The 25,371-nt window shown below is 70.9% G+C and carries 24 protein-coding genes; 10 read left to right on the top strand and 14 right to left on the bottom strand.

Annotated features, from left to right (window positions below; genetic code table 11):
• The first annotated feature begins 63 nt into the window (after window positions 1-63).
• Genes AC5020_RS02170 through AC5020_RS02150 form a run of 5 tightly spaced genes read left to right on the top strand, consistent with a single transcriptional unit; the run spans window position 64 to window position 7,517 of the window.
• A complete protein-coding gene (locus tag AC5020_RS02170; RefSeq protein WP_464987050.1) occupies window positions 64-1,620 on the top strand; it encodes a cytochrome ubiquinol oxidase subunit I in 1,557 nt (518 codons plus the stop codon).
• Between the two features lie 18 nt (window positions 1,621-1,638).
• On the top strand, window positions 1,639-2,727 hold the full coding sequence (gene cydB / locus AC5020_RS02165) for a cytochrome d ubiquinol oxidase subunit II (RefSeq protein ID WP_464987049.1): 1,089 nt from the start codon (window positions 1,639-1,641) through the stop codon (window positions 2,725-2,727).
• Window positions 2,717-4,525, top strand: coding sequence for a thiol reductant ABC exporter subunit CydD (cydD, locus tag AC5020_RS02160; protein WP_494564382.1), 1,809 nt, complete (start codon window positions 2,717-2,719; stop codon window positions 4,523-4,525). Before cydB ends, cydD begins: the two co-directional genes overlap by 11 nt.
• On the top strand, window positions 4,522-6,366 hold the full coding sequence (gene cydC, locus AC5020_RS02155; protein ID WP_464987047.1) for a thiol reductant ABC exporter subunit CydC: 1,845 nt from the start codon (window positions 4,522-4,524) through the stop codon (window positions 6,364-6,366). Before cydD ends, cydC begins: the two co-directional genes overlap by 4 nt.
• Entirely contained in the window at window positions 6,363-7,517 is a 1,155-nt protein-coding gene (locus AC5020_RS02150) for a sensor histidine kinase (RefSeq protein WP_464987046.1), read from the top strand. Before cydC ends, AC5020_RS02150 begins: the two co-directional genes overlap by 4 nt.
• 118 nt (window positions 7,518-7,635) lie before the next feature.
• Here the strand turns inward: AC5020_RS02150 and AC5020_RS02145 are convergent, their stop codons facing one another.
• From AC5020_RS02145 to AC5020_RS02115, 7 genes are all read right to left on the bottom strand, one after another.
• Window positions 7,636-8,226 (bottom strand): response regulator, encoded by a 591-nt coding sequence (locus AC5020_RS02145; RefSeq protein ID WP_377017260.1) that lies wholly within the window; start codon window positions 8,224-8,226, stop codon window positions 7,636-7,638.
• A gap of 68 nt (window positions 8,227-8,294) precedes the next feature.
• Window positions 8,295-9,260 carry a bifunctional DNA-formamidopyrimidine glycosylase/DNA-(apurinic or apyrimidinic site) lyase gene (gene mutM, locus AC5020_RS02140; RefSeq protein WP_464987044.1) on the bottom strand — a complete coding sequence of 322 codons (966 nt, stop codon included), beginning with the start codon at window positions 9,258-9,260 and terminating at the stop codon, window positions 8,295-8,297.
• Window positions 9,261-9,311: 51 nt separating this feature from the next.
• Window positions 9,312-10,064: a ribonuclease III gene (rnc, locus tag AC5020_RS02135; protein WP_464987043.1), complete on the bottom strand. Its 753-nt coding sequence runs from the start codon at window positions 10,062-10,064 to the stop codon at window positions 9,312-9,314.
• Window positions 10,064-10,747, bottom strand: a complete 684-nt coding sequence (locus tag AC5020_RS02130) for a YceD family protein (protein ID WP_464987042.1) — start codon at window positions 10,745-10,747, stop codon at window positions 10,064-10,066. The genes rnc and AC5020_RS02130 overlap by 1 nt, the downstream gene beginning before the upstream one ends.
• A 53-nt stretch (window positions 10,748-10,800) precedes the next feature.
• Entirely contained in the window at window positions 10,801-11,292 is a 492-nt protein-coding gene (gene coaD, locus AC5020_RS02125) for a pantetheine-phosphate adenylyltransferase (protein WP_464987041.1), read from the bottom strand.
• Window positions 11,293-11,374: 82 nt separating this feature from the next.
• Window positions 11,375-11,755, bottom strand: a complete 381-nt coding sequence (locus tag AC5020_RS02120; RefSeq protein WP_464987040.1) for a DUF3224 domain-containing protein — start codon at window positions 11,753-11,755, stop codon at window positions 11,375-11,377.
• A 32-nt stretch (window positions 11,756-11,787) separates the two neighbouring features.
• Entirely contained in the window at window positions 11,788-12,588 is an 801-nt protein-coding gene (locus AC5020_RS02115) for an AraC family transcriptional regulator (protein ID WP_464987136.1), read from the bottom strand.
• A 60-nt stretch (window positions 12,589-12,648) separates the two neighbouring features.
• On the opposite strand from AC5020_RS02115, the gene AC5020_RS02110 reads away from it, so the two are divergent.
• Entirely contained in the window at window positions 12,649-13,047 is a 399-nt protein-coding gene (locus tag AC5020_RS02110) for a VOC family protein (protein ID WP_464987039.1), read from the top strand.
• On the opposite strand, the gene AC5020_RS02105 is transcribed toward AC5020_RS02110, so the two are convergent.
• Both AC5020_RS02105 and AC5020_RS02100 read right to left on the bottom strand, forming a co-directional pair.
• Window positions 13,022-13,615, bottom strand: a complete 594-nt coding sequence (locus tag AC5020_RS02105; RefSeq protein ID WP_464987038.1) for a GNAT family N-acetyltransferase — start codon at window positions 13,613-13,615, stop codon at window positions 13,022-13,024. The two genes, AC5020_RS02110 and AC5020_RS02105, sit on opposite strands and share 26 nt — an antisense overlap.
• A 78-nt stretch (window positions 13,616-13,693) precedes the next feature.
• Window positions 13,694-14,458 (bottom strand): SDR family oxidoreductase, encoded by a 765-nt coding sequence (locus tag AC5020_RS02100; RefSeq protein WP_464987037.1) that lies wholly within the window; start codon window positions 14,456-14,458, stop codon window positions 13,694-13,696.
• A 162-nt stretch (window positions 14,459-14,620) separates the two neighbouring features.
• Between AC5020_RS02100 and AC5020_RS02095 the strand changes: the two genes are divergently transcribed.
• Window positions 14,621-15,505, top strand: coding sequence for a helix-turn-helix transcriptional regulator (locus AC5020_RS02095; protein ID WP_494564383.1), 885 nt, complete (start codon window positions 14,621-14,623; stop codon window positions 15,503-15,505).
• On the opposite strand, the gene rsmD is transcribed toward AC5020_RS02095, so the two are convergent.
• Complete coding sequence (gene rsmD, locus AC5020_RS02090) at window positions 15,445-16,026, bottom strand: 16S rRNA (guanine(966)-N(2))-methyltransferase RsmD (protein ID WP_377016460.1); 582 nt, start codon at window positions 16,024-16,026, stop codon at window positions 15,445-15,447. The genes AC5020_RS02095 and rsmD overlap by 61 nt on opposite strands.
• Before the next feature lies 1 nt (window position 16,027).
• Complete coding sequence (locus tag AC5020_RS02085) at window positions 16,028-18,235, bottom strand: ATP-dependent DNA helicase RecG (RefSeq protein WP_464987035.1); 2,208 nt, start codon at window positions 18,233-18,235, stop codon at window positions 16,028-16,030.
• A 352-nt stretch (window positions 18,236-18,587) separates the two neighbouring features.
• On the opposite strand from AC5020_RS02085, the gene rpmB reads away from it, so the two are divergent.
• Window positions 18,588-18,782 carry a 50S ribosomal protein L28 gene (rpmB, locus tag AC5020_RS02080; RefSeq protein ID WP_377016456.1) on the top strand — a complete coding sequence of 65 codons (195 nt, stop codon included), beginning with the start codon at window positions 18,588-18,590 and terminating at the stop codon, window positions 18,780-18,782.
• 514 nt (window positions 18,783-19,296) lie between these two features.
• Window positions 19,297-21,078, top strand: coding sequence for a DUF222 domain-containing protein (locus tag AC5020_RS02075; protein WP_464987034.1), 1,782 nt, complete (start codon window positions 19,297-19,299; stop codon window positions 21,076-21,078).
• 181 nt (window positions 21,079-21,259) lie between these two features.
• On the opposite strand, the gene AC5020_RS02070 is transcribed toward AC5020_RS02075, so the two are convergent.
• Together AC5020_RS02070 and AC5020_RS02065 are read right to left on the bottom strand one after the other, a co-directional pair.
• Window positions 21,260-22,342 carry an NAD(P)-dependent alcohol dehydrogenase gene (locus tag AC5020_RS02070; protein ID WP_464987033.1) on the bottom strand — a complete coding sequence of 361 codons (1,083 nt, stop codon included), beginning with the start codon at window positions 22,340-22,342 and terminating at the stop codon, window positions 21,260-21,262.
• A 101-nt stretch (window positions 22,343-22,443) separates the two neighbouring features.
• Window positions 22,444-23,604 carry a thiamine-phosphate kinase gene (locus AC5020_RS02065; protein WP_464987032.1) on the bottom strand — a complete coding sequence of 387 codons (1,161 nt, stop codon included), beginning with the start codon at window positions 23,602-23,604 and terminating at the stop codon, window positions 22,444-22,446.
• A gap of 89 nt (window positions 23,605-23,693) precedes the next feature.
• On the opposite strand from AC5020_RS02065, the gene AC5020_RS02060 reads away from it, so the two are divergent.
• Window positions 23,694-24,185: a DUF3515 family protein gene (locus AC5020_RS02060; protein ID WP_377016448.1), complete on the top strand. Its 492-nt coding sequence runs from the start codon at window positions 23,694-23,696 to the stop codon at window positions 24,183-24,185.
• 64 nt (window positions 24,186-24,249) lie between these two features.
• On the opposite strand, the gene AC5020_RS02055 is transcribed toward AC5020_RS02060, so the two are convergent.
• The gene (locus AC5020_RS02055) at window positions 24,250-25,365 is read right to left on the bottom strand and encodes a D-alanine--D-alanine ligase family protein (RefSeq protein ID WP_464987031.1); all 1,116 of its coding nucleotides are present in this window, start codon (window positions 25,363-25,365) and stop codon (window positions 24,250-24,252) included.
• Window positions 25,366-25,371 lie beyond the last annotated feature (6 nt).

The raw sequence follows: 25,371 nt of genomic DNA, 5'->3' as shown, positions 1-25,371 counted from the left end.
GCGCGGCCGTAGATTCGAGCCAGCGCGCCACCTCCATGGCGTGCCGGACTCCCGGGAGGATTCATGGAAGCCCTCGATCTTGCGCGGTGGCAGTTCGGCATCACCACCGTGTACCACTTCATCTTCGTACCGCTGTCGATCGGCCTCTCGCTCCTGGTCGCCATCATGCAGACGCTGGCGATGCGCGCGAAGGACCCGGTGCGCACCGATGCCTGGACCCGCATGACGAAGTTCTTCGGCTCGATGCTGATCGTGAACTTCGGCATCGGCATCGCCACGGGCATCGTCCAGGAGTTCCAGTTCGGCATGAACTGGTCGGAGTACGCGCGCTACGTCGGGGACGTGTTCGGGGCGCCGCTCGCCCTCGAGGGGCTCGCGGCCTTCTTCCTGGAGTCGGTGTTCCTGGGCCTGTGGATCTTCGGCTGGGGCAAGCTGCCCGAGAAGATCCACCTGCTGACGATCTGGGCGGTGGCCATGGGCTCCATGGCCTCGGCCTACTTCATCATCGCCGCGAACTCGTTCATGCAGCACCCGGTGGGAGCCGCGGTGAACCCCGAGACCGGACGCGCCGAGCTCGACCCGTCCCAGGGCTCGATCTTCGCGGTGCTGACCAACATCACCACGCTGGCCGCGTTCCCCCACGTCATCGCCGGCGCATGGCTGGTCGCGGCCGCGTTCGTGACCGGTGTGGCCTCCTGGCACATGGTCCGTCACCACCGCGCGGCCCGCGAGGCCGGCCTGGAGACCGTCGAGGGCCGCGACCACGACACGGTGGCCCGGGACCTCTACCGGCCGACCCTGCGCCTGGGCGTGGTGGCGATGGTGATCGCCGGGGTGGCGCTCGCGATCACCGGCGATCTGCAGGCGCAGATCATGTTCAAGCAGCAGCCGATGAAGATGGCCTCCGCCGAGGCGCTGTGCGAGACCCAGGAGGGCGCGCCCTTCTCCATCCTCACCATCGGCGGCCCCGACGCCTTCGACCAGGACTGCTCCAGCGTCACCCACCTGATCGAGATCCCCTACCTCACCTCCTTCCTGGCCACCCACACCTTCGACGCCGAGCTGCAGGGCGTGGACGACCTCAACGCCCAGTACCAGGAGGAGTTCGGCGAATCCGTCACCGACATCCATGGCAACGTGCAGCAGGCCGACTACCGACCGAACCTGTTCGTGACCTACTGGTCCTTCCGCCTGATGATCGGCCTGGCCGTGTTCAGCGCGGTGATGGCGCTGTGGGCGCTGTGGATCACGCGGGGTCGGGGCGCGACGGCCCGCACCTCCGGCTCGCGGCTGTTCCAGTGGTTCGGCGTGCTGTCGATCCCGATGCCCTTCTTCGCCAACGCGGCGGGCTGGGTGTTCACCGAGATGGGCCGCCAGCCGTGGGTGGTCCACCCCAACCCCGATGATCCGACGGTGCGGCTGATGACCATGCAGGGTGTCTCCAGCCATCCCTCGTGGATGGTGCTCACCTCGCTGGTCGCCTTCACCCTCATCTACGGCGTGCTCGCCGTGGTCTGGTTCCAGCTGATGCGCAAGGTCGCCCTGAAGGGCGCGGCCCTGCCCCAGCGTGACGCCGAGACCGACCAGCTCGACACCCCCGCCCTCTCCTTCGACTACTGAGAAGGGACGAGATCACTCATGGACGTCACGCTCGCGCCCACAGCTCTGCAGACCCTCTGGTTCTGCCTGATCGCCTTCTTCTTCCTTGGGTACTTCGTGCTGGAGGGCTTCGACTTCGGGGTCCAGATGAACGCCGCCACGTTCTGGCGGCGCGGTGCCGGAACCCGGGGCACGATCCTGAAGACCGTCGGCCCCGTGTGGGACGGCAACGAGGTCTGGCTGATCACCGGCGGCGCGCTGATCTTCGCCGCCTTCCCCGAGTGGTACGCCACCCTGTTCTCCGGCTTCTACCTGGCGCTGCTGGCCCTGCTGCTGGTGCTCATCGCCCGCGTGTGCGCTTTCAAATGGCGCGATAAGGCCGACGGTGCCGCGTGGAAGCGTTCGTGGGACGTCGTCCACGTCATCGGCGGTTTCGCGCCCGCGCTGCTGTGGGGCATCGCCTTCGGCAACATCGTCGCAGGCGTCGCGATCGACGAGAACTCGTGGATGACCACCAGCCTGCTGGGCCTGCTGAACCCCTTCGCCCTGCTCGGCGGGCTGGTGTTCGTGCTCCTGTTCTGGTTGCACGGGACCCTGTACCTCGCCCTGAAGGTCGAGGGCCGGCTGCGGGAGGATGCCAACCGCCTCGCCGGGCTCCTGGTGTGGCCGACGATCCTCGCCGCGGCGGTGTTCCTGCTGTGGTTCCAGCTGGCCCACTCGAACACCGCGGTCACCTGGATCTCGCTGGCGATCGCGGCCGCGGCCCTGCTCGCGGTGGTCCCCCTGAATCGTGCTCGCCGGGAGCGTCTGGCCTTCGCCGCCACGACCACCGCTATCGCGCTGGCCACGATCTCCCTGTTCGCAGGCCTGTTCCCGTATGTCCTGCCCTCGACCGGGGACCCGGCCAACGCCCTGACCGTGGCGAACGCCTCCTCCTCCGCCCACAGCCTCACCGTGATGCTGGTGGCGCTGGCGGTGCTCCTGCCCGTCGTCATCGCCTACACGATCTGGACCTATCGGGTCTTCCGTCATCGCCTCAGCGATGAGGACGGTCCCGCGCCCGGCACGGAGCTGCTCGAGAAGGCCGCCAGGCGCTACCGGGAAGCCTTCGACCAGGATGCCGGCTGAGACGGCGAGGGCAGACATGACCGCGGCGGGAGCGACATCGAGCGAGTCGGTGCCGGCCGGGCCCGCACCGGCTCGGCCTCGCCTCCGCTCGCGCGCTCCCGTGGACCCGCGACTGCTGCGAGAGGTCGCCTCGGCGCGCCGCCATGTGGTCCGCACGGTGGCGCTGGGCCTGGTCCAGTCCGCCTGCGTCATCGTCACGGCGCTGGTGATCGCCCGGCTTGGCGCGCAGCTGCTGAGCGAGGGCAGAGTCCCCCAGCAGGCGCCGGACCTGCTCTGCGTTCTGGTGGTGGCGCTGGCGATACGCGCCGGGGCCGTGCTCGCCCAGCAGCGCACCGCCCACCGGGCCGCCACCGGCGCGATCAGCGAGCTGCGCGGCCGGATTCTCGCCCACGCCGCGCGCCTGGGCCCTCGGGGCGTGGCCGGCCGCGGCGCCGACGTCACAGCGCTGGCCACGACCGGCGTCGAGAAGCTGCGCCCCTACCTCGTCGGATACGTGCCGCAGCTGATGCTCACGGCGACCGTCACGCCGCTGTGCCTGGTCACGGTGGCCGTGCTCGATCCGCTCAGCGCCGTCATCGCCGCGGTGACGCTGCCGTTGGTGCCGATCTTCATGATCCTGGTCGGCAAGCTCACCGTCGGCCGGTCCGAGAAGCTGCTGGCGGACATGCGCTCGCTGTGGAGCCAGCTGCTCGATCTCGTCGACGGGCTGCCCACCCTGCGGGCGCTCGGCCGGGAGCGCGGCCCGGAGAAAGTGGTCCGTGAACTGGGCGAGCGCCACCGCGCCTCGGCGATGGGGGCGCTGCGATACGCGTTCCTGTCCTCGATGGTGCTCGAGCTGCTGGCCACCCTGTGCGTCGCCCTGATCGCCGTGAGCATCGGCATGAGGCTGGTCGCCGGCGAGATGGACCTCGCCCCGGCCCTGGCGGTGCTGGTCCTCGCCCCGGAGATCTACCTGCCGCTGCGCAACGTCGGCGCCCAGTACCACGCCTCCACCGACGGGCTCGCCGCGGTCTCCGCCGCCTTCGAGGTCCTCGACGAGCAGTCTCCGCCCGCCGGGGACGTCCCGGCCCCGGATCTGCGCACCGCGACGCTCGCGCTGCGCGGGGTCTCGGTGCGATCGCGCGACGGGTACGCCCCGCACCGCGCCGACGTCGAGGTGCGTCCCGGGCGGGTCCTCGCGATCACGGGCGGCTCGGGGTCGGGCAAGACCACGGCCGTCCATGTCCTGCTGGGGCTGTTGGCTCCCGATGAGGGCCGGGCCGTGGTGATCGCTGCCGACGGGACGGCCACCGACGTGGCGGACCTGGACCGGCGGAGCCTCTGGGACCAGGTGGCTCTCCTCCCCCAGCGTCCTGTGCTCCCGGCCGGGACGCTCCGCTCGGTGCTGGCCTCTGCCCGGCCGGACGCGGCCGATGATGACCTGGACCGGGCGGCCACGGCCACCGGCCTGGACGCCGTGGCCGCCGAGCGCGGCTGGGAGGCGGACCTGGGCCGAGCGGGCCGGGGGATCTCCCTCGGCGAGCGCCAGCGGCTCGCTCTGGCCCGGGCGATGCTCTCCCCCGCCCCGCTGGTGATCCTGGATGAGCCGACGGCCCACCTCGACGGCGCCACCGAGCACGTGGTCCTCGATCTGATCCGCGCCCTGCGTGAGCAGGGCCGCACCGTCGTCGTGATCGCTCATCGTTCACGTCTCGTCGAGCTCGCGGACGATGCGGTCAGTGTGTCGGCCCTGCGGACGGAGCCTCTCCCCGCGGACACCGTCGGAGCAGTAGACCCTGGCGGGGAGGCAGCCCGATGAGCGCCACGCCCCTCCGCCGCGCCGAGCGCATGCTCGAGATCCCCACCGGCCGGCTGCTGGCCGCACTTGCCGCCGCCTGCGCCACCCTGGGGTCGGCCTTCGCCCTCGCCGCCGTCTCCGCCTATCTGGTCACGCGGGCGTGGACCATGCCGCCGGTGCTCGATCTGACCGTCGCCGTGGTGATGGTCAGAGCGCTCGGGGTGGCACGCGGTGTGTTCCGCTGGCTGGAGCGGATGCTCACCCACGACGTCGCCCTGCGCGGCGTCGTCTCCCTGCGCACGAACCTGTTCACCGCGCTCGCCGCCCGCACCGACGACGCGCTCACCCGCCTCCGCCGCGGGGACCTGCTCGCACGCCTGGGGGACGACGCCCAGGAGCTCGGCGATCACGTCATCACCGCGATCGTGCCCTCTCTGGTGGCGGCGGTCATGGCCGTCGTGGTGCTGGCGACGATCACGCCGCTGTCCCCTCTCGCGGGGATCGCGATGCTGCTGGCCCTGGCACTGGCCAGCGTGCTGGCACCGCTGATGGCCTATCGGGCCGCGCTGCTGACCGAGCAGGCCGTTGTCACCACTCGCTCCGGTGTCACCGCCGGTGCGGTGGAGATCCTCGACGATGCCACCTCGCTCCGCCTGGACGGTCGCCTCGGGGCCGCTCTCGAGGAGCTGCGGTCCCGGCAGGAGGAGCACGATGCTGCGATCGACCGGGCCGCTCTGCCCTCGGCCGTCGCCTCGGCCGCGGTACCGCTGGCCATGATCCTCGCGGTGACGGGCTCTCTGCTCGCCGCCGGAGCCGCGTGGACCGACGGCGGGGCCTCCGCCGGTCAGGTCGGTGTGCTCCTGCTGCTGCCGCTGTCCTCCTTCGAGGCGGCCACCGCCCTGCCGGCCGCAGCCTCGCAGTACGCCCGCTCGCGGGCCGCCGCGGCGCGACTCGCCGAACTGACCGACGGCCCGGCGACGCCTGCGGTGACGCCACCCCGAGGCGCCCGCCGCGGTTCCGGCTCCGATTCCGACTCCGACGGCGAGCGAGCGCCCGCCGCCACGCCTGCGCGGTCCGCGCAGTCCGCTCCGTGCGCACAGTCCGCCTCGTCTGTACCGTCCGCACAGGCCACCTCGTCTGCGCCGTCCCTACAGGCCGCGCCTCCCGGTGGGTCCGGACACCTGCGGGCTGTCGGCCTCACTGCCGGATGGACCGCCGACGCTCCCCGAGTCGCTGATCTCGACCTGGATCTGCCGCCGGGGTCGCGTCTGGCGGTGGTCGGCGCCTCCGGCAGCGGCAAGTCGACCCTGCTGGCGACTCTCGCCGGTCTCCTCGATCCACTGGCGGGCCGCGTCGAACTCGACGGCGGCGACCTCGCGGTGCTGCCCGCCCCCGAGGTGCGTGCCGAGGTCACGATGTTCGCCGAGGACGCGCACGTCTTCGCCACCACGGTGCGGGAGAACCTCCGCGTGGTGCGCGGCGACCTGGACGACGGGACGGCTCTGGCCGCACTGGACGCCGTCGGCCTCGACGACTGGCTCGCGACCCTCCCCCGCGGCCTGGACACCCCCATCGGGCCGGACGGGACCACCGTCTCCGGCGGCGAGCGGCGCCGGCTGCTGCTCGCCCGCGCGGTGGTCCGCCGCGGCCCGGTGCTGCTCCTGGACGAACCGACCGAGCACCTCGAGACCGCCCGCGGCGACGCCCTGCTGCGCGCCCTCCTCGACCCGGCCGACGAGACCCTCGTCCCGGCAAGCAGTACCGTCGTCGTGGTCACCCACCGGATCGAGGCGGTCCCCGCCGCCACGCCGGTGCTCCGGATCGGTGACCACGCCCGGGCCTGCTTCGAGGAGCACCGATGACATCGCCGACCCCGCCATCCCGGCCCGACCGGCCCCGTATGCAGGCCTTGGCGGAGGCCGTGCTCGCCGGCGGCGACACCGAGGATCTGCTGGATCTGCTCGTCCATACCGCCCGTACCGATCTCGGCGCGCGCAGTGCCGCGCTGGCCCTCCCGTGGCGGCCGGGAGCGTGGGCCTACGAGATCGTCGACGGCCCGGATGGCGCGGAGCTGCTCGGCCGGCCGCTGGAGCCCGACTCCCCGGAACAGCGCGGCCTCGAGAGTGCGGACGTCGAGGCGCTCGAGAGCATCGCCACGCTGCGCATCGGTGACCAGGAGCGCCCCGCGCTGCTGGCCGCCGTCGACGCCGCCGAGCACGGCATGGGCTACCTCGCCGTACTCCGCGGGGCCCCTTCCGCGGCCTCGCAGGACGTGCCGGACGAGTTCACCCTCGCCGATCGGGAACGGCTGGACGCCCTGGCCGGCCTGCTCGCCCTGACGCTGCGCTGGCCCTCACTGCGCTCCACGGTGGAGATCGACGACGAGCGCAGCCGGATCGCCCGCGATCTGCATGATCTCGCAATCCAGGAACTGTTCGCCGTGGGGATGGAACTGGAGAGCCTGACCGACGCGCTGGCCGCTCCCGGGGAGCCGCCCTCGAACACGCGGATCCGTTCCTCGGTCGCCGCCTCGGTGCACGGGGTCGAGAACGCGGTCGCTCAGATCCGACAGATCGTGCAGTCGCTGCGCCGCGAGCGCCCGGAGGCGACGCTGACCGAACAGCTGCGCCACGAGGTGGGCCTGGCCACCGCCGGTCTCGGCTTCGTCCCCGCGCTGCGCCTGCCACCGCACCCGGCCGAGATGGAGGCCGAGCTGCCCGCTGAGATCGCCGAGGACGTGGTCGCGGTGGTCCGCGAGGGCCTCGCCAATGCCGCCCGCCACGCGCATGCCAGCGCCGTGGCGGTCTCGGTCAGCCTCACCTCTGAGGGTGTGGACCGGGTCGTCCAGGTCAACATCTCGGACAACGGGCGCGGGATCGACCCCTCGGTGCAGCGGCGCAGCGGGCTGGCGAACATGTCCAGCCGCGCGCGCCGGCACTCCGGATGGGTGGACGCCATCAACCTCGAGCCCGGCACGATGATCTCCTGGCGGGTGACGCTGCCACCGACGTGATCGGTTCCAGCAGCCGCGACCATGTCTCCAACGGGTGCGGCGACCATGTCTCCAGCGGGTGCGGCGACGTCGCCAGCGGTGTGATTCGGTCGCCAGCAGTCGTCACTGCTTCCAACCGTCACTGCTTCCAGCCGGCGCGCCGACGGGCGGCGACCATCGCCGCGACCTGCGTGCGGCGCTGCATGCCCAAGGTCGCGAGGATGACCGTGATGCGGTTCTTGACCGTCTTCTCGGCGATGCCCAGTTCGTCAGCGATCTCTCGGTTGGAGTGGCCGTCGCCGATGAGGTCGACGATCCGGCGGTCGGAGTCGGACAGCTGGGGTGTCTCCTCGGCGCGATCGGCCGGCCAGGCCGGCTTCCCCGAACAGATGGTGCGGATCGCCTCGATGATCTCGTGGGATCGGGCGGACTTCAGGATCAGCCCGTCGGCGCCGACCGCGCGGGACTCGCGCACCGCGGCGTCGTCGTCGAAGCTGGTCAGCACGAGCATGCGCTGGGCGGGGTCGGCCCGGCGCGCAGCTCGCATGACGTCGATGCCGGTGCCGTCAGGAAGCTGGAGGTCCACCACCAGCACATCGGGCCGGATCGCGGGCAGCCGACGGGCCGCCTCCGCCACGGAGGCGGCCTCACCGACCACGCCGAGGCCGTGACCGGCGTCGATGACGGTGGCGATGCCGCGGCGGACGACCTCGTGATCGTCGACCAGCATCACCCGGATGATGCCCTCCGGCGACTCGTCCTCCAGGTGCTCACCGCCGGCACTCTCGTCGTCCGATGTCATCTGTCCTGGTCCTTCCTCGCCCGGGGCAGGGGGCGCTGGCAGCGGGGGCAGTAGAAGCTGCTGCGGGCCTGATGGACGTCGCGACGGATGAGCGTCCCGCATCGCGGGCAGGGCTCCCCATCCTTGCCGTACGCGGCGAGCGACCTCGCGAAGTACCCGCTGCGACCGTCGACGTTGACGTAGAGCGCGTCGAAGCTGGTCCCACCGGCACCCAGTGCCCGTTCCATGACGGCGCCGGCTTCCCGCAGGATCGACAGCGCGCGACGCTGCGTCAGGGCGTTGCCGGGGGTGTCGTAGCGTGTGCGGGCGGCCCACAGGGCCTCGTCGGCGTAGATATTCCCGATGCCGCTGACGACGTCCTGCGCCAGCAGCAGGGATTTCACGGGGGCTCGCCGGGAGCGCAGCGTGCGGGCGATGGCGGGCAGGTCCGCCGCCGGGTCCAGGAGGTCGCGGGCGATGCCGGCCGCGTCGTCGGGGAGCAGCTCGTCGGGGCTGCCGAGGCCGGCGACGGCACCATCGGCAGTCGGCTGCAGAGGGCTGGTCCACAGGCCGCCGAAGATGCGCTGGTCGACCATGTCGATCACGGTGCCGTCATCCAGATGCAGGCTCGCCCGGCGGTGGCGGAGCGGGTCGGGGGCGGGGCCCTCGGACGGCGGCAGGAGGGCGGTCGGTGCCGGGTCGGGGGTGCGCACACGCAGCTGGCCGCTCATACCGAGGTGGCCCATGAGCGCCTCCCCGGTGTCCTGGCCGTCCGGGTCGGCCAGGCGCCACCACAGGAACTTCCCGCGACGCACCACGGCGGTCAGGCGAGAGCCCACCAGGGCCGCGGCCAGGCGGTCCGCTCCCCCGCTCTGACGGCGGATGATCCGCGGATCGACCACCTCGACCTCGTCGACGACGCGGCCGACGGTGCGGGGTTCGAGGCCGCGACGCACCACTTCGACCTCGGGAAGTTCCGGCACGCCGCTCAGCTCCTCTCAGCCGCTGGGAATGGGGTCAGCCGCGGGGGCGGGTCAGCCGCGAGGTATCAGCGACTCGCCGCGCTCGGCGAGGACCGCGCGCACCGCGTTCTGAGCCGCGGCCAGCTCGGCGTCCTTCTTGGACGCGCCCTCCCCGCTCGCGGAGACGATGCCCTCCACGCTGACCGTGGCCGTGAACACCTTCTCGTGCTCCAGGCCCGTCTCGGTGATCCGGTAGGACGGGGTCACGCCGGTGGCGGCGGCGATCTCCTGCAGCCGGGACTTGAAGTCGTAGCTGGTCTCGAGGAACTCGTCGGACTCCAGCAGAGGCTGCATGAGCTCCAGGACGAACCGGCGGGAGACGTTCTGGCCCAGACCCAGGTGGACCGCACCGATCACGGCCTCCGTGGTGTCGGCGAGGATGGAGATCTTCGCGCGCCCGCCGGTGAGATCCTCCCCTCGACCCAGCCTCACGTAGGCGCCGAGGTCGAGCTTCGAGGCGATCACCGCGAGCGCCCGGGCACTGACGGTGGCGGCGCGGCGGCGGGCGAGGTCACCCTCGGGCAGCGTCGGATGGGTCGCGTACAGCTGCTCCGTCACCGCGAGCTGCAGCACGGCGTCGCCGAGGAACTCGAGTCGCTCGTTGTGCGGGAGCCCGTCGTGCTCATAGGAATAGGAGCGATGGGTCAGGGCCAGCTCGAACAGTCCCGATTCGCGCAGCTCAGCAGCTTGAGCGGCGTCCAGCGGGAGGGCGTCGAGCAGCCGATCGGCGTCGGCGTGCTCGGTGGCCCGGCGCCTCCGCGCCATCAGCGGCCCTCGCTGCCGGCCGTGCCGCCAGTGGCGTCGGAGCTGTCGGAGCTGTCGGAGCTGTCGGAGCTGTCGGAGCTGTCGGAGCTGTCGGAGCTGTCGGAGCGAGCCGAACCGTCGGAGCCGTCGGAGTCCTCATCGAGGAGGGTCTTCAGCGCGGCCCACCGGTCATCGATGATCTCGTGGCCGTGCTCCGGGTCGTCCTCCATGCGGAAACCGCACTGGGGGCACAGACCGGGGCAGTCCTCGCGGCACAGCGGGCGCTCGTCGGCCTCCATGGCGAGCGCGTCGCGCACCAGCGGGCCGAGGTTGACCTTGTCGCCCTCGAGCAGGACCGAGTCCTCGAGCTCGTCGGCCTTGACCTTCTCGGGGTACATGAACATCTCGTCCAGACGCGCCTCGACGTCCTGGTCGACGGGGTCGAGACAGCGTGAGCACTCGCCCTCGAGGTGGGCGCGGACGGAGCCGTGGGCGTAGATGCCCTCGACGACGGATTCGAGCTCGGCCTCGACAGCGAGGGCGTTGCCCTCGGGGACCTGCATCGCGGCGCCGCCGGCCTCGCGGGCGGGGGCGGCGATGGTGCGCTCGATACGGCGGTGCGCGCCGGGGCGGCCGATGAGGTCGACCGCGTCGAAGCGCAGATCCTCATCGAGCGGCGAGACGGGGACGGTGTCGGAAGACATGGCGTGGCAGTCCTGTTCGTGTCGACGAAGATGAGCGTGGCCGGGAGGACCACTCAGGATACGTCCGTGGCGGCTCGCAGCGCGTCCAGGGACGGTCCCGGGAGCATGTCGGAGACGTCACCCCCGAGGGCGTTGACCTCCCGCACCAGGGACGAGGAGATGTGGGAGTAGGCCGAGTCGGTCAGCAGGAAGACGGTGTCGACACCGGCGAGGTGGTGGTTCATCCGCGCCATCGGCTCCTCGTACGCCAGATCCAGCTGGGAGCGCAGGCCGCGCACCACCGCATCGGCCCCCAGCTCCCGGCAGAAGTCGACCAGGAGCCCTTTGGGCAGGGTGCGAATCTCGACGCTGCCGCTCATCCCGTCGGCCTCCACCGTCTCGGCGATCGCGGTCTTCCGCGCCTCGAGACCGAGGGTCCCGGCCTTGCTGGGATTGTGGGAGACGGCGATGACCACACGGTGGCCGAGGGCGACTGCCCGACGCGTGAGGTCGAGATGCCCCAGCGTGAAGGGATCGAACGAGCCGGGCAGGACGACGGTGCTCATGGCGCCACTGTAGTGCGGCCGGCTGCGGTGCGGCCGGGCCCGGTGCGCCCGGGCCCGGTGCGGCTCGGGACGCCGAGGCGGTTCAGGCCTGCTCGAGACTCACCCGGTGGACACCGTCGTCGTCGATCGCGTCGATGGTCAGTCTCCCGTAGGTCTCGGCGAGCTCGCCGGTGCCCGAGCCGGGGGCGATGACGTACTCGAGGACCGGGTCGCCGCCGGCCATGGTCCCGAGCTGTTGGAGGGTCACGCCGCCCGGGCGCCCGTCGAGAGTGCCCTCGAAGATCTCGATGGCGACGTAGCCGGCGTTGCCCGTGCCCGGATCGCCCGCGGTGAGCATGGTGCCGTGGCTGGTGCCCTCGAGTGCGCCGCTCCAGGTCTTGGTGAACTCGAAGCGGCCGGCGGCGGTCGGGATCGGCTCGCCGGGGCGCAGATCGATCGTGAAGGTCGCGCTGAGCGTCGTCATGCTCGCAGTATCGCGCAGCGCTCCCCTCGCGGTCACCCCCTTCGGCGCGCGTAACGAGCCGGCGTCTCGCCTGTGATGGCGCGAAAGTCGCGAATGAAGTGTGGCTGGTCGAACCAACCGAGATCATGGGCGAGATCGACGACGTCCCGCGGGTCACCGCTGTCGAACGCTGCCACGGCGTCCATCACTCGCGCACGCACCAGCATGCGTTTGGGGCCGAGACCGACGAACCGCTCGAACAGCCGCTGCAGCGACCGCGTTCCCATCCCCGCTCGTCGCTCCAGCTCCCCGGTGCCGGTGACCTCCGGGTCGGCGAGCATCTCGAGAACGGCGAGAAACCCGTCGAACCCGGGGTCCTCACGTGGCTCCCGGCCGAGGAGGTAGTCATCAAGCACCTCCGCGGCCTCGGTCGCCGTGGGCTCGAGGACCACGGCGGCGGGATCGACGTCGAACCACTCCGCAGCGGGAACGGTGCGGTCACGCAGGGCCGCCAGATCAGCGGCGCGAAAGGCGGTGGTGCCTCCCAGTCGGAATGTGACCCCGATGACACTGCCCGTACCGGTCAGCGTCACATCGAAACGTCCCGCGGCGACCGGGCCGGTGATCCATGCGCCGTCACCGTCCATGCCGCTGCGCTGGACTCCGCCACGTTCGACGGTCAGATTGACCGCCGGTTCGTCGAGCGTCGCCACGTGATGGGATGCGCCGTCCTCGAGCGACCACGTGACAGACCAGTACCGCTCGACCCACCGGCTCAGCCGTTCGTCGGGCGCGGCACTGTCGTACGAGGCACGGGCGAGGAACTCCTCCGGTCGCAGGACATGGCCCACCATGTGCGGCGGTGTCGCGTTCATGCAATCGCCTGCATGCTCCATGGCGGCAGTGTGGCAGCTATGACGACGACTGACACGCCCTCCACGGCCGCCGCGCCCGTCGCCTCCCTGGCGATGATCACGCTCGACGCCGCCGAGACCGAGCCGATCGCGCAGTTCTGGTCCGCCCTCCTCGGCTGGCCGATCGTGCACCTGAGCGAGCAGTACGCGATGCTCACCGGGCCGAGCCACGCCCTCGGCATCGGCGCGATCCCCGACTATCAACGGCCCTCGTGGCCGGACGACGGCCGCAAGCAGTTCCATCTCGATCTCGCCGTCGAGGACCTCGACGCCGCGGCGGCGCGCTGCGTGGAACTCGGTGCGGAGCGTCCCTCCCTGCAGCCGGGCGAGACGTGGATCGTGCTGCGTGACCCCGCTGGCCACGCCTTCTGTCTCACCGACGCGGCTGCCTGGGGCTGACTCCTCGCGCGTGGTGCTCGCGCGAGAGCATCGCCCAGCTCATCCCGTCCAGCCAGCGTCCGCTGCGGTGCAGGGACTCCTCGATGAACACGCCCTCGCAGCGCATGCCGATCTTCTCCATGACGCGGCGCGAGGCGAGGTTGGCGGCGAAGCAGCCGGCCTCGACCCGGCGGACGCCGAGCCCTTCGAAAGCGAGGTCCAGCAGGGCCGCGGCGAACTCCGTCCCGAGGCCCTGTCCCTGGACGGCGGGGTCGAGCACCCAGCCGACCTCGGCCTGCCGGCCGCGGGCCTGCTCGACCATGTCGGTCTGGGACCACGGGTCCTGACGGTCGATCTTGCCGACGGCGACGATGCCACCGTCGCGCCGGCCCCCGAGGCTGATGTCCAGACGGCTCTCCCACCGCTGCCGGTGGTCCTCGAGGGTGGTGCTCAGCGTGGTCGTCCACTCCTGGACCTCGGGCCGCCGGTACCAGGGCCAGATCTCGTCCGCGTCCTCGGGTCGGGCCGGTCGGAGCTCGAGGCGGTCGGTGCGGACGGGCCAGTCGAGGTCGTGGAGAGTCGTGGTCACGCTCAGAGGGTAGCGACCGATGGGTTCCGGGCGGTCCCGCGCTCAGCGGGGGTCGTCGCTTGTGGCGGCTGGTGCCGGTCAGCGGTTGTGCGGGTCGGTGGCGTTCACGGCCGCGACCACCTGGGGATAGTCACCGCGCGCCTCGCCATAGCGCAGGAACTTCACCGTCTCGACCTGGATCTCCGTCGCCTCCGGCTGGGTCTCGAGGATCTCCATGACCTCGTCGGCGAACTCGTCCAGTCCCATCGCGGCCTCGTTGTCCTCGTGGCCGGGCATCAGGGCGGTGCGCACGGCCGGCGGCTGCAGCTCGAGCACGTCGATGCCGGTGCCGGCGAGCTGGAGCCGCAGCGACTCCGAGAGCATGTGGATCGCGGCCTTGCTGGCGTTGTAGGTGGGGGTGGCACGCAGGGGCACGAAGGCCAGACCGGAGGAGACGGTCATGATCGTCGCCGATTCCTGGGCTCGCAGATGCTCCATGAACGCGGCGATCAGCCGGATGGGGCCGAGAATGTTCGTGGTGACCGTCGCTTCCGCCGTAGGGAGGAAGTCCGACGGGTCCTGCCAGTCCTCCACCCGCATGATCCCGGCCATCGCCACCAGCATGTCGAGGTCCGGATGCGTGGCGAGGACCTGCTGCGCCGCAGCGCTGATGCTGGCTGGATCGGAGGTGTCGATCTCGACCGTGTCGATCCCGGGATGCTCGGCGGCGATCGACTCGAGCAGCTCGGTGCGCCGCCCGCCGACGATGACGCGGTTGCCCTTCGCGTGCAGTCGCACGGCGAGGGCGAGGCCGATGCCGCTGGTCGCGCCGGGGATGAAGATGGTGTGTCCGGTGATGTTCATGGTCTCGAGTCTGTGCGGTCGTGCCGGCCCGCACCAGGCCGCGCTCATCGGGGGATCAGCGATCCCTGGTTGCGGCGGGCTCGAGGGGGCGATACTGCGGAGACAGGCAGGGCGCCGACGGAAGAGGCTGCGATGGAGGGAACTGCGATGGACAGGGCTGGTGTGGACCGAGCCGCCCTCGCCGAGTTCCTCTCGCGCCGACGCGCCTCCCTGCTCCCCGCAGATGTCGGCCTCGGCCCGGGCGCGAGGCGTCGGATCCCCGGTCTGCGCCGCGAGGAGGTCGCGCAGCTGGCGATGATGTCCACCGACTACTACACGCGCCTCGAGCAGCGTCGCGGTCCGCAGCCGAGCACCCAGATGCTCTCCTCCCTCGCCCGGGCGCTGCGGCTCAGCGCCGATGAGCGGGACTATCTCTACCGGGTGGCCGGGCACCCCGCCCCGGAACGGATGCCGCAGGAGGACTACGTCGCCCCGCAGCTGATGCGGGTTCTGGACCGTCTGCAGGACACGCCGGCGCTGATCCTGTCCGCACTCGAGGAGGCACTGGTCCAGAACGGCCCGGCCACCGCCCTGTTCGGCAGCAACGGTCACCTCACGGGCTGGGAGCGCAGCGCGATCTACCGGTGGTTCGCCGACCCCTCGCACGGGCGGGCGATGTACCCGGCGTCCGATCACGAGCGTCAGAGCCGGGCACAGGTCGCCTCGCTCCGTGCCGCCTACGGGGCATGGGGCCCACGGTCCCGGGCCGCCGAGCTGGCCGCGCTGCTGCGCGAGCGCAGCGATGAGTTCGCCCGGTTGTGGGAGGAACAGATCGTGGCGCAGCGTTTCGCGGACCACAAAGTGCTCCTGCACCCGCAGCTCGGCGAGATCGAGGTGGACTGCCAGGCCCTGTTCACGGAGGACCGGTCACAGGTGCTGCTGGTGCTGACCGCTCCCCCGCACAGCGAGGCGGCGGGCAAGCTCGACCTGCTCGCCGTGCTCGGCACTCAGGAGGTCTCGCCCGGCTCCGACGACGGCCCGCCGAACTGGAGCACGGTCTCGCCGTAGGCCTTGGTGCCGTCGTCCGCCCAGCCGTCCGGCCAGGCCAGCTCTCGTGAGCGGCGGGAGCGTTCGACGACCACGAGCGCGTCGTCGCTGAGCGCGGGACGCAGCGTGACCAGCAGCGCCTCGAGGGTCTCGGTGGTGACTGCGTAGGGCGGGTCGAGGAAGATCAGCGAGTACCCGGCACCGGACGGTTCCAGGTGGGCGGCGATGCTCTCCGCCTTCCCGGGTCGCACCTCGCAGCGGCCCTCGAGGCCCAGCTCGGCGGCGGTGCGGCGCAGCTGCCGGGCGGTCGGGGCGTGGGATTCGACCAGCAGGGCGGCCCGGGCGCCGCGGGAGAGGGCCTCGAACGCCAGAGCACCGGTGCCGGCGTACAGATCCAGTACGCGGGCTCCCTCGATCGCGTCCCACCCGTCCAGACGCGAGAACAGCGCCTCGCGCACGCGGTCGGACGTCGGCCGGGTGCCCTTCCCGGGCGGCCCGGGGATCGTGCGGCCTCCGAGACTGCCGGCGATGATCCGCGGCATGTCAGCTCCTCTCCACGTCGGGGTCGGCGTCGCGCAGGCGGTCCTCGATCGACCCGGCGAGGTCAGGATGCGAGCTCAGGTCCGGGTCGGCCTCGACGACGGCGAAGGCGTCCTCGCGTGCCTGTTCGATGACCTCGGCATCACGGATGACGTCGAGATGCTTCAGGGTGCGCTGCAGGCCTGACTGCTCCTCCCCCACCAGATCTCCGGCGCCGCGTCGCCGCAGGTCGAGCTCGGCCAGCGCGAATCCGTCGGCCGCGGAAGCGACCCGCTGCAGATGCTGGGAGGTCTCGGAGCCCTCGACGGCCCGGGTGTCGAGGAAGGCGATGCCGGCGTGCCGGCCACGGCCCACCCGGCCTCGCAGCTGGTGCAGCTGGGAGACGCCGAAGCGCTCCGCATCCAGCACGATCATCACCGAGGCGTTGGGAACGTCGACGCCGACCTCGATGACCGTGGTCGCGACCAGCACGTCGATCTCGCCGTCCACGACGCGGTCCATGACCTGCTGCTTCTCCTCGGTGCTCAGCCGCCCGTGCAGTACCCCGATGCGAGCCCCGGCCAGTTCGGGACGACTCGCGAGGAGTTCGGCGGTCTCGGTGACGCCGCGGGCGACGGGCATGGGCGTGGCACCGCTCTCGGGGTCCATCGGGGGCGGCGCCGGAGCGTCGTCGCCCGCCTCGTCGATCCGCGCGCAGACGACGAAGACCTGGCGTCCGGCGGCGATCTCCTCACCGGCGCGCTGCCACATCCGCTGTTCCCACTTCGGGTTGGACTCGTGGACCACGAACGCCTCGACACCCGCGCGCATTCCCGGGCTCTCGTGCAGGGTGAGCACGTCGAGGTCGCCCACGGTGGCGAGGGCCGCGGTGCGCGGGATCGGGGTCGCGGTCATCACCACCACGTGGGGACTCGTCCCCGCCGGGCCCTTGGTGCGCAGCCGGCGCCGGTGGTCCACGCCGAAGCGGTGCTGCTCGTCGATGACCACGAGCGCGAGCGAAGCGAACTCGACGCTCTCGGTGAGCAGGGCGTGGGTTCCGACCACGATCCCGGCTTGCCCGGACGTGACATCCAGCAGCGTCTCGCGGCGGGCCGCGGTCCGCTGCGACCCGGTCAGCAGCCGCACCCGGGTGGCGTCGGGGTGGCCGTCCAGCTGCCCGGCCCGCGCCAGATCGCCGAGCAGGGCCGTCAGCGTCCGGTAGTGCTGCTCGGCCAGCACCTCGGTGGGGGCCAGCAGCGCCGCCTGGTGGCCCGAGTCGACGGCCCGGAGCATGGCACGCAGTGCGATGACGGTCTTGCCGGAGCCGACGTCGCCCTGCAGCAGCACACTGGTGGGATGGTCCTGGCGGATGCGGTCGATGATCTGCCCGCCGACCTCCCGCTGCCCGGCTGTCAGCTCGAAGGGGAGGCGCTCGTCGAAGGCCGGCTGGAGCGGCCCATCGGCCCGCAGCGCCGGGGCTGGGGTCCGCGCATCCTGGGCGCGGCGCTGGGCGAAGATCGCCTGCAGCACGAACGCCTCTTCGAACACTAGGTGGGCGAGGCCCGCGCGGGTCTCCGCCAGGGTCCACGGGACATGCACCTTGCGGACCGCCTCGGCCAGCGGCAGCAGTCCGCGCCGGGCGACCACCTCCGCCGGGACCGGCCGACTGAGCCGGTCCCCGAATTCGACGCCCTTCTCCGTGGCCGAGCGCATGGTGCGCTGGGCGATGGTCTTCTTCAGCGGATAGACCGGAAGGGGCCGCTGCGCCCGCATGCGCCCCTCCGGCGTGTCCTCGTAGTCCTCGTACAGCGGATGGGTGATCTGGGGTTCGTGCGTCTGTTTGTGGAGGCCGACGGTCCCCCGCACCACGATGTGCTTGCCGACCGGCAGCTGATTGCGGTGCCACTGGACGAGGTGCTGCTTGGCGAGGAAGAACGTGAGGGTGAGACTCTCGATGCCGTCGGAGACGACCACCTCGAGAATCGAACCCTGCCGGCTGCGCATGCGCCGCTCCTTGACGTCGACGACCGAGACGATCGCGCTGACCTCCTCCCCCTCCTGGACCTCGTGGAGGGAGCGCAGCGGGGCCGGGGTCGTGTAGCGGCGGGGAGCGAACCGCATCATCGTGTCGAGGTCTCTGACACCGAAGGAGGCCATGGCGCGGGACTCCTTGCTCTCGAGCAGCTCGGACAGCGGCATGGACCCGCGAGCGGACTCCGGTCTCCTCGCCATGCGGTGCCTCCTCGTGATGGTCCTCGTGCGCGCTCGCCGGTACGGGTCAGCGTCCCGTGGGCGCAGTAGTCCGGCTCTGCGACGTGCGACGATGATCGTGCGCACGCGGGGACCATCGTGCCACTGCGGTACGACGCTGTGTCGGAATCCACAGCGGGTCGACTCGCCCGCACCCTTCTGGAGAAGGCGCCGCCTGGGGTATGCTTCCGTGGTTGCCCTGACCTCCGGGGGCCAGCGCCCCTGCGCGATCCCTGGTCACCAACTCCTGAGAAGGTTCCCGCCCTCGTGGCCGGTGAGCAGTCGCAGGGATGGGCGGGCACCCGATCAGAATTCGACTTTTCAGGAGACGACAGTGGCTTCCACGTGTGACATCTGCGCCAAGGGCCCGAGCTTCGGCAAGAACGTGTCTCACTCGCATCGCCGCACCTCGCGTCGCTGGAACCCGAACATCCAGTCCGTGCGCACTGTGATCAACGGCACCAGCAAGCGCGTGAACGTGTGCACCTCCTGCCTCAAGGCAGGCAAGGTCAGCACGCTCGGCGCCTGAGCGAGACCGACTCGGACTCACCCGTGAGCCCCTCCCCGATTCGGGGAGGGGCTCACGTGCGTCTGGGGGCGACGCTCCTGTGGAGCAGCGCCCACCTGCGGCGGTGCCGGCCCCGGCCCTTGTGACGCCAGCACGCTTTCTCACGACCTCCGACCGCAGCAGGAGTGCCCACTGGCTGGCGCCTTCGCGACGAGCTCTATTCCTCCACAACAGCCGCTCGTCCACAATTTCGCACCGTACGTGAAATACCCCCCAATCCATGAGACGCACCTCAGCGGCCGGGCAACCTAGCGGATTATTGCGCTTCTCGCCAGTACTCCGCACATTTCCAGCTGCCGCCGTTCACATCCCACCCGAAACGGCTGCTCCAACACTGCCTGACCAGCACGAGCAGTCGAGCAGTGAGATATCGACCGTTCCTCCACAGGGGCCATTCGTCCACATTACCTCGCTACCTTGCGGTAAGTTTGGAAATGACCTGTCTTTTATCGCACAAGCCTGCGATACTTGGATCATGACAGACGAGCGAGATGGCGTGGCCGCAGGTCCTGGAGGTGCAGGTCCTGTGGGTCAGGACGACCGCTCCAGTGCGCCCAGTGCCGACTCGCCGGCGCAGCCCGCTCCGGACGCGCGCAGCTCTCTTCCCTTCACGGCCGGCGAGGAGCAGCTCCAGATCGGTGACATCGACCTGCTCTCCGTGAACCGCGCGCTCACCGAGATCGGTACCCACGGTTCAGTCGCTCTCGATGCTCTATCCGCTCCGGACACGATCAGCCTGCTGCTCGGAATCCAGAACCTCTCGAGTGCACTGGCCGCAGTCCAGGCCCGCACCGTGGTGCACCTGGAATCAGCCATCAAGGACGACTGCACAGCCCGCGAGGAATCACCGGCGAAGGCGGCACGCATCGCTCGCAGCGAGGCATCCCGCGCCCTGAGGAGAGCGCCCTCGACGGCAGGCCAGACGATGGCGACATGCCGCCGGCTGGTCAGATCCATGCCGGGCATCCTCACGTCGCTCTCACAGGGCAGGGTCAATGCGGAGGTCGCACACCGGGTCAGCAAGGCCACCGCCACGGCGGAACCGGCGCTGCGCACCCAGGTGGACGCCGTCCTGACCGAGCACGTGGGCAACCTCGAGGATTGTGGGCAGCGGGAATGGGCCGAGGAGACCCAACGCGTGATGCATACGCTCGACCCGGACGGCGCCGAGAAGCGCCACATCCGCGCATCGAAGAATCGCAGCCTCACCGTGCGCAATGACGATGACGGGATGTGCCGCCTGAGCGCCAAGCTGCCCGCGCTCGAGGGCGCCCGCATACGCAAGGGCCTCTCCCTCGCCGCGGAGAAGGCCCGGGCCGAGGGTGACCGGCGCGGACACCAGCAGATCATGGCCGATCTGATGGCCGATACGCTCCTGGGGCGGGGCGACGGCGTCGATCCCACCACGCTCGATATCGGCGTCATCATCACCGACCGCTCGCTCTTCGCACCCGGACACGCCGATGCCGCCACCATCGAGGGCTATGGGCCCGTGCCGTTCGAGCACATCCGGGACGAGATGCGAAATGCCATGACCGGCGAGGACGACGCCGAGCTCGCACTGACGCTGCGCCGGCTCTATACCGATCCCGACTCCGGAGAGCTCGTCGCCGTCGAGTCCCGGTCCCGGGTCTTCCCACCGGCGCTCTCGCGCTTCATCAGGTGGAGCCACCAGACGTGCCGTGCTCCGCACTGCAATGCCGATATCCGTCAGAACGACCACATCATTCCGCACGCGGAGGGTGGGCCGACGTCACTGGCGAACGCCAACGGGCTCTGCGCCGGGGACAACCAGAAGGAGAAGGCCGGGGAGACCGTCCGCGTGATCACCGACTCCGACGGCAGCCGGAGAACGGTCGAATGGACGACTCGCTACGGCCAGAAGGCGCGTCGCGGTGCGACGAATCTCGACCCGGTGGGCACCGCTGCTCACCGACGGCGACGGTCTCCCCCGCCGGCCGAACAGACCGGCGAGGACGAGGAGCCGGAACTGCACGGGATCTTCCACCGCAGCCTCGACCGTGCCGCGAGACACGCTCTGTCGACCAGGAACCCCCGCTCGCAATTCTTCACGCAGCCGCACTGCCGACACTGGCATTTCCGTGCCCACACGAACTACATCCTCGACCCCGCGGCCACCGTGAGCTCGGAAGCACTTGCCGATCTCTTGGAGTCTCGAGGCGCACCCGGGCCGGCCGGCACGGCGGAATCGGCCGACGTGCGGAAACCGGGCGATGAGCCTGAAGCGGTCGACTAGCGGAAACCGGTCAGCGAGGGGCCAACTCGAGCAGGACCCGGTGCCAGCGAGAGGCGGCGCAGCCAGAGCCAGCGAGAGCAACAGCCAGCGAGAGCAACAGCCAGCGTCAGCGAGAGCCGGCTCGTGTCACCGCCGACAGCGCGGGGCCCGGGCTCCGGGCCCCGCGCGACTCAGACAGTGCTCAGACTGCGGCGGGCTCGACGTCCGCGAAGGTCGCGGTATCGATGACCGCCCGGAAGTACACCTCACCGGCGACGACGCGCTCGTAGGTCGCATCGACCTCCTCGACGCCGACGGTCTCGATCTGCGCGGCAATGCCGTGCTCGGCGCAGAAGTCGAGCATCTCCTGGGTCTCGGCGATGCCACCGATATTGGACCCGGCCAGGGTCTTCCGGCCGCCGATCACCGAGCCGAAGCTCAGCGACTGGCGATTCGGGGGAAGGCCGACCACCGCCATCACACCGCGCGGCTTCAGCAGTCCGAGGTACGCATCGACCGGAATGTCTGCACTGATCGTATTCAGGATGAGGTCGAACTCGCCGCGGTGATCCTCGAAGAACCCGTCCTCGGACGTGGCCAGCATCTGGCTCGCCCCGAGATCGATCGCCAGCTGCTCCTTCTTGCGCGAACGCGACAGCACGGTGACGTCGGCGCCCATGGCCGCGGCAATCTGGACGCCCATGTGCCCCAGTCCACCGAGACCCAGCACGGCGACCTTCTTGGCAGCTCCGTCCTTCGTCTCGGCCGCGCCCCAGCGGGCCAGCGGCGAGTACGAGGTGATGCCGGCGCACAGCAGCGGCGCCGCGACGTCGAACTCGAGTCCGTCGGGGATGCGGCATACGAAGCGCTGATCGACCACGACCTTCTCCGAGTAGCCGCCCTGGGTGACGGTCCCGTCGACGTCGATCGCGTTGTAGGTGCCGACCGCGCCCTGCAGACAGTTCTGCTCCTCGCCGGCCCGGCACTCCTCGCACTGGCCACAGGAATCGACCATGCATCCCACGCCCACGCGGTCGCCGACCGTCCAGTCCGTCACGTTCTCGCCGACCGATTCGACGACGCCTGCGATCTCGTGGCCGACGGTCAGCGGAAAGTGTGCCTCGCCCCACTCGTTGCGGATCGTGTGGATGTCGGAGTGGCAGATCCCGGCGGCCTTGATGTCGATGACCACGTCGTCCGGTCGCGGGTTGCGACGTTCGATGGTGGCGACGCGGAACGGCTGGTCGGGGCCGGTCTTCTGCAGAGCCTTGACCGTGATCGACATGGGGTCTCCTTCGATGCTGGGGGTCGCCCGTTGATAAGGGCGCACTCCAGCCTATGCCGAACCGAAGGGCCGACCGAACCGCTGCTTATGGCGAATCTCCCTCAGGTGTGACCGTCGAAGTGGTCAAAGCCGGTCCCGGTGATCGCGGCCCCGGCCAGCAGCACACGATCCGCGCCGCCGGCGCCCGCGCCGCCGCCGGCACTGCCCGCCTGCGCGGACACATCGCCCTCCGCGGCGCGGACCGTCCCGATGGGACGGAAGCCGTCCGGGACCGATCCGGCCGGGAAGGTCGCGAGCATGGCATGCTCCTCTCCCCCGTGCAGCACCCACTGCCAGGGATCGGTGTCCAGTTCGCGCGCCAGGTCCTCGAGCAGGGCCACATCGGGGGCGAGGGCCTCCGGGTCCAGGTCGAGCACCACGCCCGAGGCGAGCGCGATCCGGGTACCGTCCTGGACCAGTCCGTCGGAGAGGTCCATCATCGCGCTCGCCCTGCGCCCGACGGTCCACCCCAGGGACAGATCGGGGTCAGGTGCGTCGTGCCACCTGACCAGGTCACGGGAGGCATCGTCGAGGCACCACCCTGCCGTCGGCCGGTCGGTGGCAGAACCTCCGGGCGTCTCCCCCGCGTCCTCGCCGCCGCCGTGGATCGTCGCCTTCGCCCTCCCGTCTCCCTCCTCGCCCTCGTCCTCGTCCTCGACCCGGATGCGTCCGGAGAGAACCAGGGCCAGACCGGCAGCGGAGCGTCCCAGGCGCGGGGAGCCCACGGCGATCTCGTCGCCGGGTCGCGCGCCGGAGCGCAGCACCGGAGGCTCGTTCTCCTCGAGCGCGCCGAGGGCGGTCACGGTCACGGTCAACCGGTCCGCGCGCCCGAGGTCTCCGCCGACGACGGAGACGCCATCTGCCTCGGCCCGCTGGGCGAGACCCATGGTGATCTGCTCGAAGACGCGGGCGGGCGTATCACCGGGAGCGGAGATCGCGACCACGACCGAGACGGGCTGGGCGCCCATGGCAGCGACGTCGGCGAGGTTCTGGACAGCGGCCTTGTGGCCGATCCAGCGCGGCGTGGTCGTCCTCGAGAGGAAGTCATGACCCTCCACCAGGGTGTCGGTGGTCACGACCAGGCGTGGCGATGGCAGGCGCACCACGGCGGCATCGTCGCCCGGGCCCACCTCGGCGCGGGGGTCGGCGGAGAGATGCGGAAGCATCCGCGCCAGCAGCCCGGCCTCGCCCAGGGTGGTGTCATCGCCGTTGTCGCCGCTCATGTGCCCAGTCTGCCCGAGAACCGGGAGTGACCCTGCTGCCGCCGGGACCCGCACGACTCGTCCGCAGACGACGAAGGTACCCTCGTGGGGTGCTTCGAACCCGACTGCCCGCCCTTGCCGCTGCGGGTCTGCTGACGCTGGGCGCCGCGTCCTGCGGCACCGTGCAGGTACCCCCGGGGCCTGCCGCCACGGACCCGGTCTGCGCAGACATCATCGTCGGCGCACCCCCGCAGGTTCTGGGCATGGACCGCACCGAGACCTCGAGTCAGGGCACCGCGGCCTGGGGCAGCGGCGAGGACACCGTGGTGATGCGCTGCGGCGTCACCCCGCCCGGCCCCACCACCGATATCTGCACCACCCTCGAGGACGGGTCCGGCGTGCAGATCGACTGGATCGTCCGCGAGCTCGAGGGCGACATGTTCCTGTACACGACCTACGGGCGCGAACCCGCGATCGACATCTCGGTGCCGCGCTCGGCGGCCGGGGACCAGCCCTCTGCCGCGGCGCTTGACCTGGCACAGGTCATCAGCCGCAACATCGAAGCCACCGACTACTGCGTCGGCCCCGGCGAGGAGGCGTGAGCGAGCAGCGCTGACCGGGTCGCGTCAGCGCGGTCCGGGTCGCGTCAGCGCAGTCCCGGTCGCGTCAGCGCGGGCCCAGCCGCCGGGTGCGCGCCTGCTCGATGAGGTCCGCGATCAGATCCGTGTAGCTGAGCCCCATGTTCTCCCACAGCACAGGGAACATCGAGTACGGCGTGAAGCCGGGCATCGTGTTGACCTCATTGACGATCACGCCACCCTCCTCGGTGACGAACACGTCGACCCGGGCGAGACCCTCCAGCCCCAGCACGGTGAATGCCCGTGCCGCGACGTCGCGGACCTCCTCGAGCGTCCTCTCCGGCAGCGCGGCGGGCACATCGATGTCCACCGTGCCCTTGCCGAAGTACTTCGACTCGTAGTCGTAGAACTCCAGATCCTCGCCGATCCGCACCTCGCCGGGCACGGTGGTGCGCGGCCGGCGACCGTCGGCCGCCTGCAGCACGCCGCACTCGACCTCCCGGCCGACGAGGGTCTCCTCGATGAGCACCTTGGGGTCCTCGGCGAACGCCGTCTTCAGCGCCACCTCCAGTTCGGCGACCTCTCCGACGCGCGTCACCCCGAGGCTGGAGCCGGCGCGGGAGGGCTTCACGAACCACGGCAGCGGGTGCTCGCGCTGCAGCTGGGCGAGCACGCCGTCCGGGTCCGCCGCCCAGCGGTCCTCGTGGAGGACGAGCCCCGGGGCGCAGGCGATGCCCGCCGAACGCAGCACGGTCTTGGTGGCGGCCTTGTCCATGCACGTGGCCGAGGCGAGCACGCCGCTTCCCACGTAGGGGATGTCCAGCAGCTCGAGCATGCCCTGGACCGTCCCGTCCTCCCCGTACAGCCCGTGCAGCAGCGGCAGGACCACGTCGATCTCCGCCAGCGGCGTCACCACGTCGCCGTCGACCTGCCGCAGCAGGCTGCGCTCGCCCGGGCGGTGCCGTGCGGCGGGAAGCAGTACCTGCGGCCCGTCGGGGTCGACCTCGGGCGCACGCCCGTCGACCATGGTCCAGTGGGCAGGGTCGTCGGAGGCGCGCACCCAGCGACCCTCACGCGTGATGCCGACGGCCACCACGTCGTAGCGATCGCGATCGATCGCGGACATGATGCCGCCCGCGGTGACGCACGAGATGCCGTGCTCGCCGCTGCGGCCGCCGAACAGGAGGGCGACGGTGGTTCTCATATGCGC

Source organism: Brachybacterium sp. SYSU DS0246, from assembly GCF_059391765.1.
The sequence above is the reverse complement of the archived record's forward strand: the minus strand, read 5'-3'. Positions and strand labels throughout refer to the sequence as shown.

Coding starts and splice junctions, on each gene's coding strand:
- AC5020_RS02170 (WP_464987050.1), top strand. CDS start 64: ATGGAAGCCCTCGATCTTGCGCGGTGGCAGTTCGGCATCACCACCGTG.
- cydB (WP_464987049.1), top strand. CDS start 1,639: ATGGACGTCACGCTCGCGCCCACAGCTCTGCAGACCCTCTGGTTCTGC.
- cydD (WP_494564382.1), top strand. CDS start 2,717: ATGCCGGCTGAGACGGCGAGGGCAGACATGACCGCGGCGGGAGCGACA.
- cydC (WP_464987047.1), top strand. CDS start 4,522: ATGAGCGCCACGCCCCTCCGCCGCGCCGAGCGCATGCTCGAGATCCCC.
- AC5020_RS02150 (WP_464987046.1), top strand. CDS start 6,363: ATGACATCGCCGACCCCGCCATCCCGGCCCGACCGGCCCCGTATGCAG.
- AC5020_RS02145 (WP_377017260.1), bottom strand. CDS start 8,226: ATGCTGGTCGACGATCACGAGGTCGTCCGCCGCGGCATCGCCACCGTC.
- rnc (WP_464987043.1), bottom strand. CDS start 10,064: ATGGCGCGGAGGCGCCGGGCCACCGAGCACGCCGACGCCGATCGGCTG.
- AC5020_RS02130 (WP_464987042.1), bottom strand. CDS start 10,747: ATGTCTTCCGACACCGTCCCCGTCTCGCCGCTCGATGAGGATCTGCGC.
- coaD (WP_464987041.1), bottom strand. CDS start 11,292: ATGAGCACCGTCGTCCTGCCCGGCTCGTTCGATCCCTTCACGCTGGGG.
- AC5020_RS02120 (WP_464987040.1), bottom strand. CDS start 11,755: ATGACGACGCTCAGCGCGACCTTCACGATCGATCTGCGCCCCGGCGAG.
- AC5020_RS02115 (WP_464987136.1), bottom strand. CDS start 12,588: ATGGTGGGCCATGTCCTGCGACCGGAGGAGTTCCTCGCCCGTGCCTCG.
- AC5020_RS02110 (WP_464987039.1), top strand. CDS start 12,649: ATGACGACGACTGACACGCCCTCCACGGCCGCCGCGCCCGTCGCCTCC.
- AC5020_RS02100 (WP_464987037.1), bottom strand. CDS start 14,458: ATGAACATCACCGGACACACCATCTTCATCCCCGGCGCGACCAGCGGC.
- rsmD (WP_377016460.1), bottom strand. CDS start 16,026: ATGCCGCGGATCATCGCCGGCAGTCTCGGAGGCCGCACGATCCCCGGG.
- AC5020_RS02085 (WP_464987035.1), bottom strand. CDS start 18,235: ATGGCGAGGAGACCGGAGTCCGCTCGCGGGTCCATGCCGCTGTCCGAG.
- AC5020_RS02075 (WP_464987034.1), top strand. CDS start 19,297: ATGACAGACGAGCGAGATGGCGTGGCCGCAGGTCCTGGAGGTGCAGGT.
- AC5020_RS02070 (WP_464987033.1), bottom strand. CDS start 22,342: ATGTCGATCACGGTCAAGGCTCTGCAGAAGACCGGCCCCGACCAGCCG.
- AC5020_RS02065 (WP_464987032.1), bottom strand. CDS start 23,604: ATGAGCGGCGACAACGGCGATGACACCACCCTGGGCGAGGCCGGGCTG.
- AC5020_RS02055 (WP_464987031.1), bottom strand. CDS start 25,365: ATGAGAACCACCGTCGCCCTCCTGTTCGGCGGCCGCAGCGGCGAGCAC.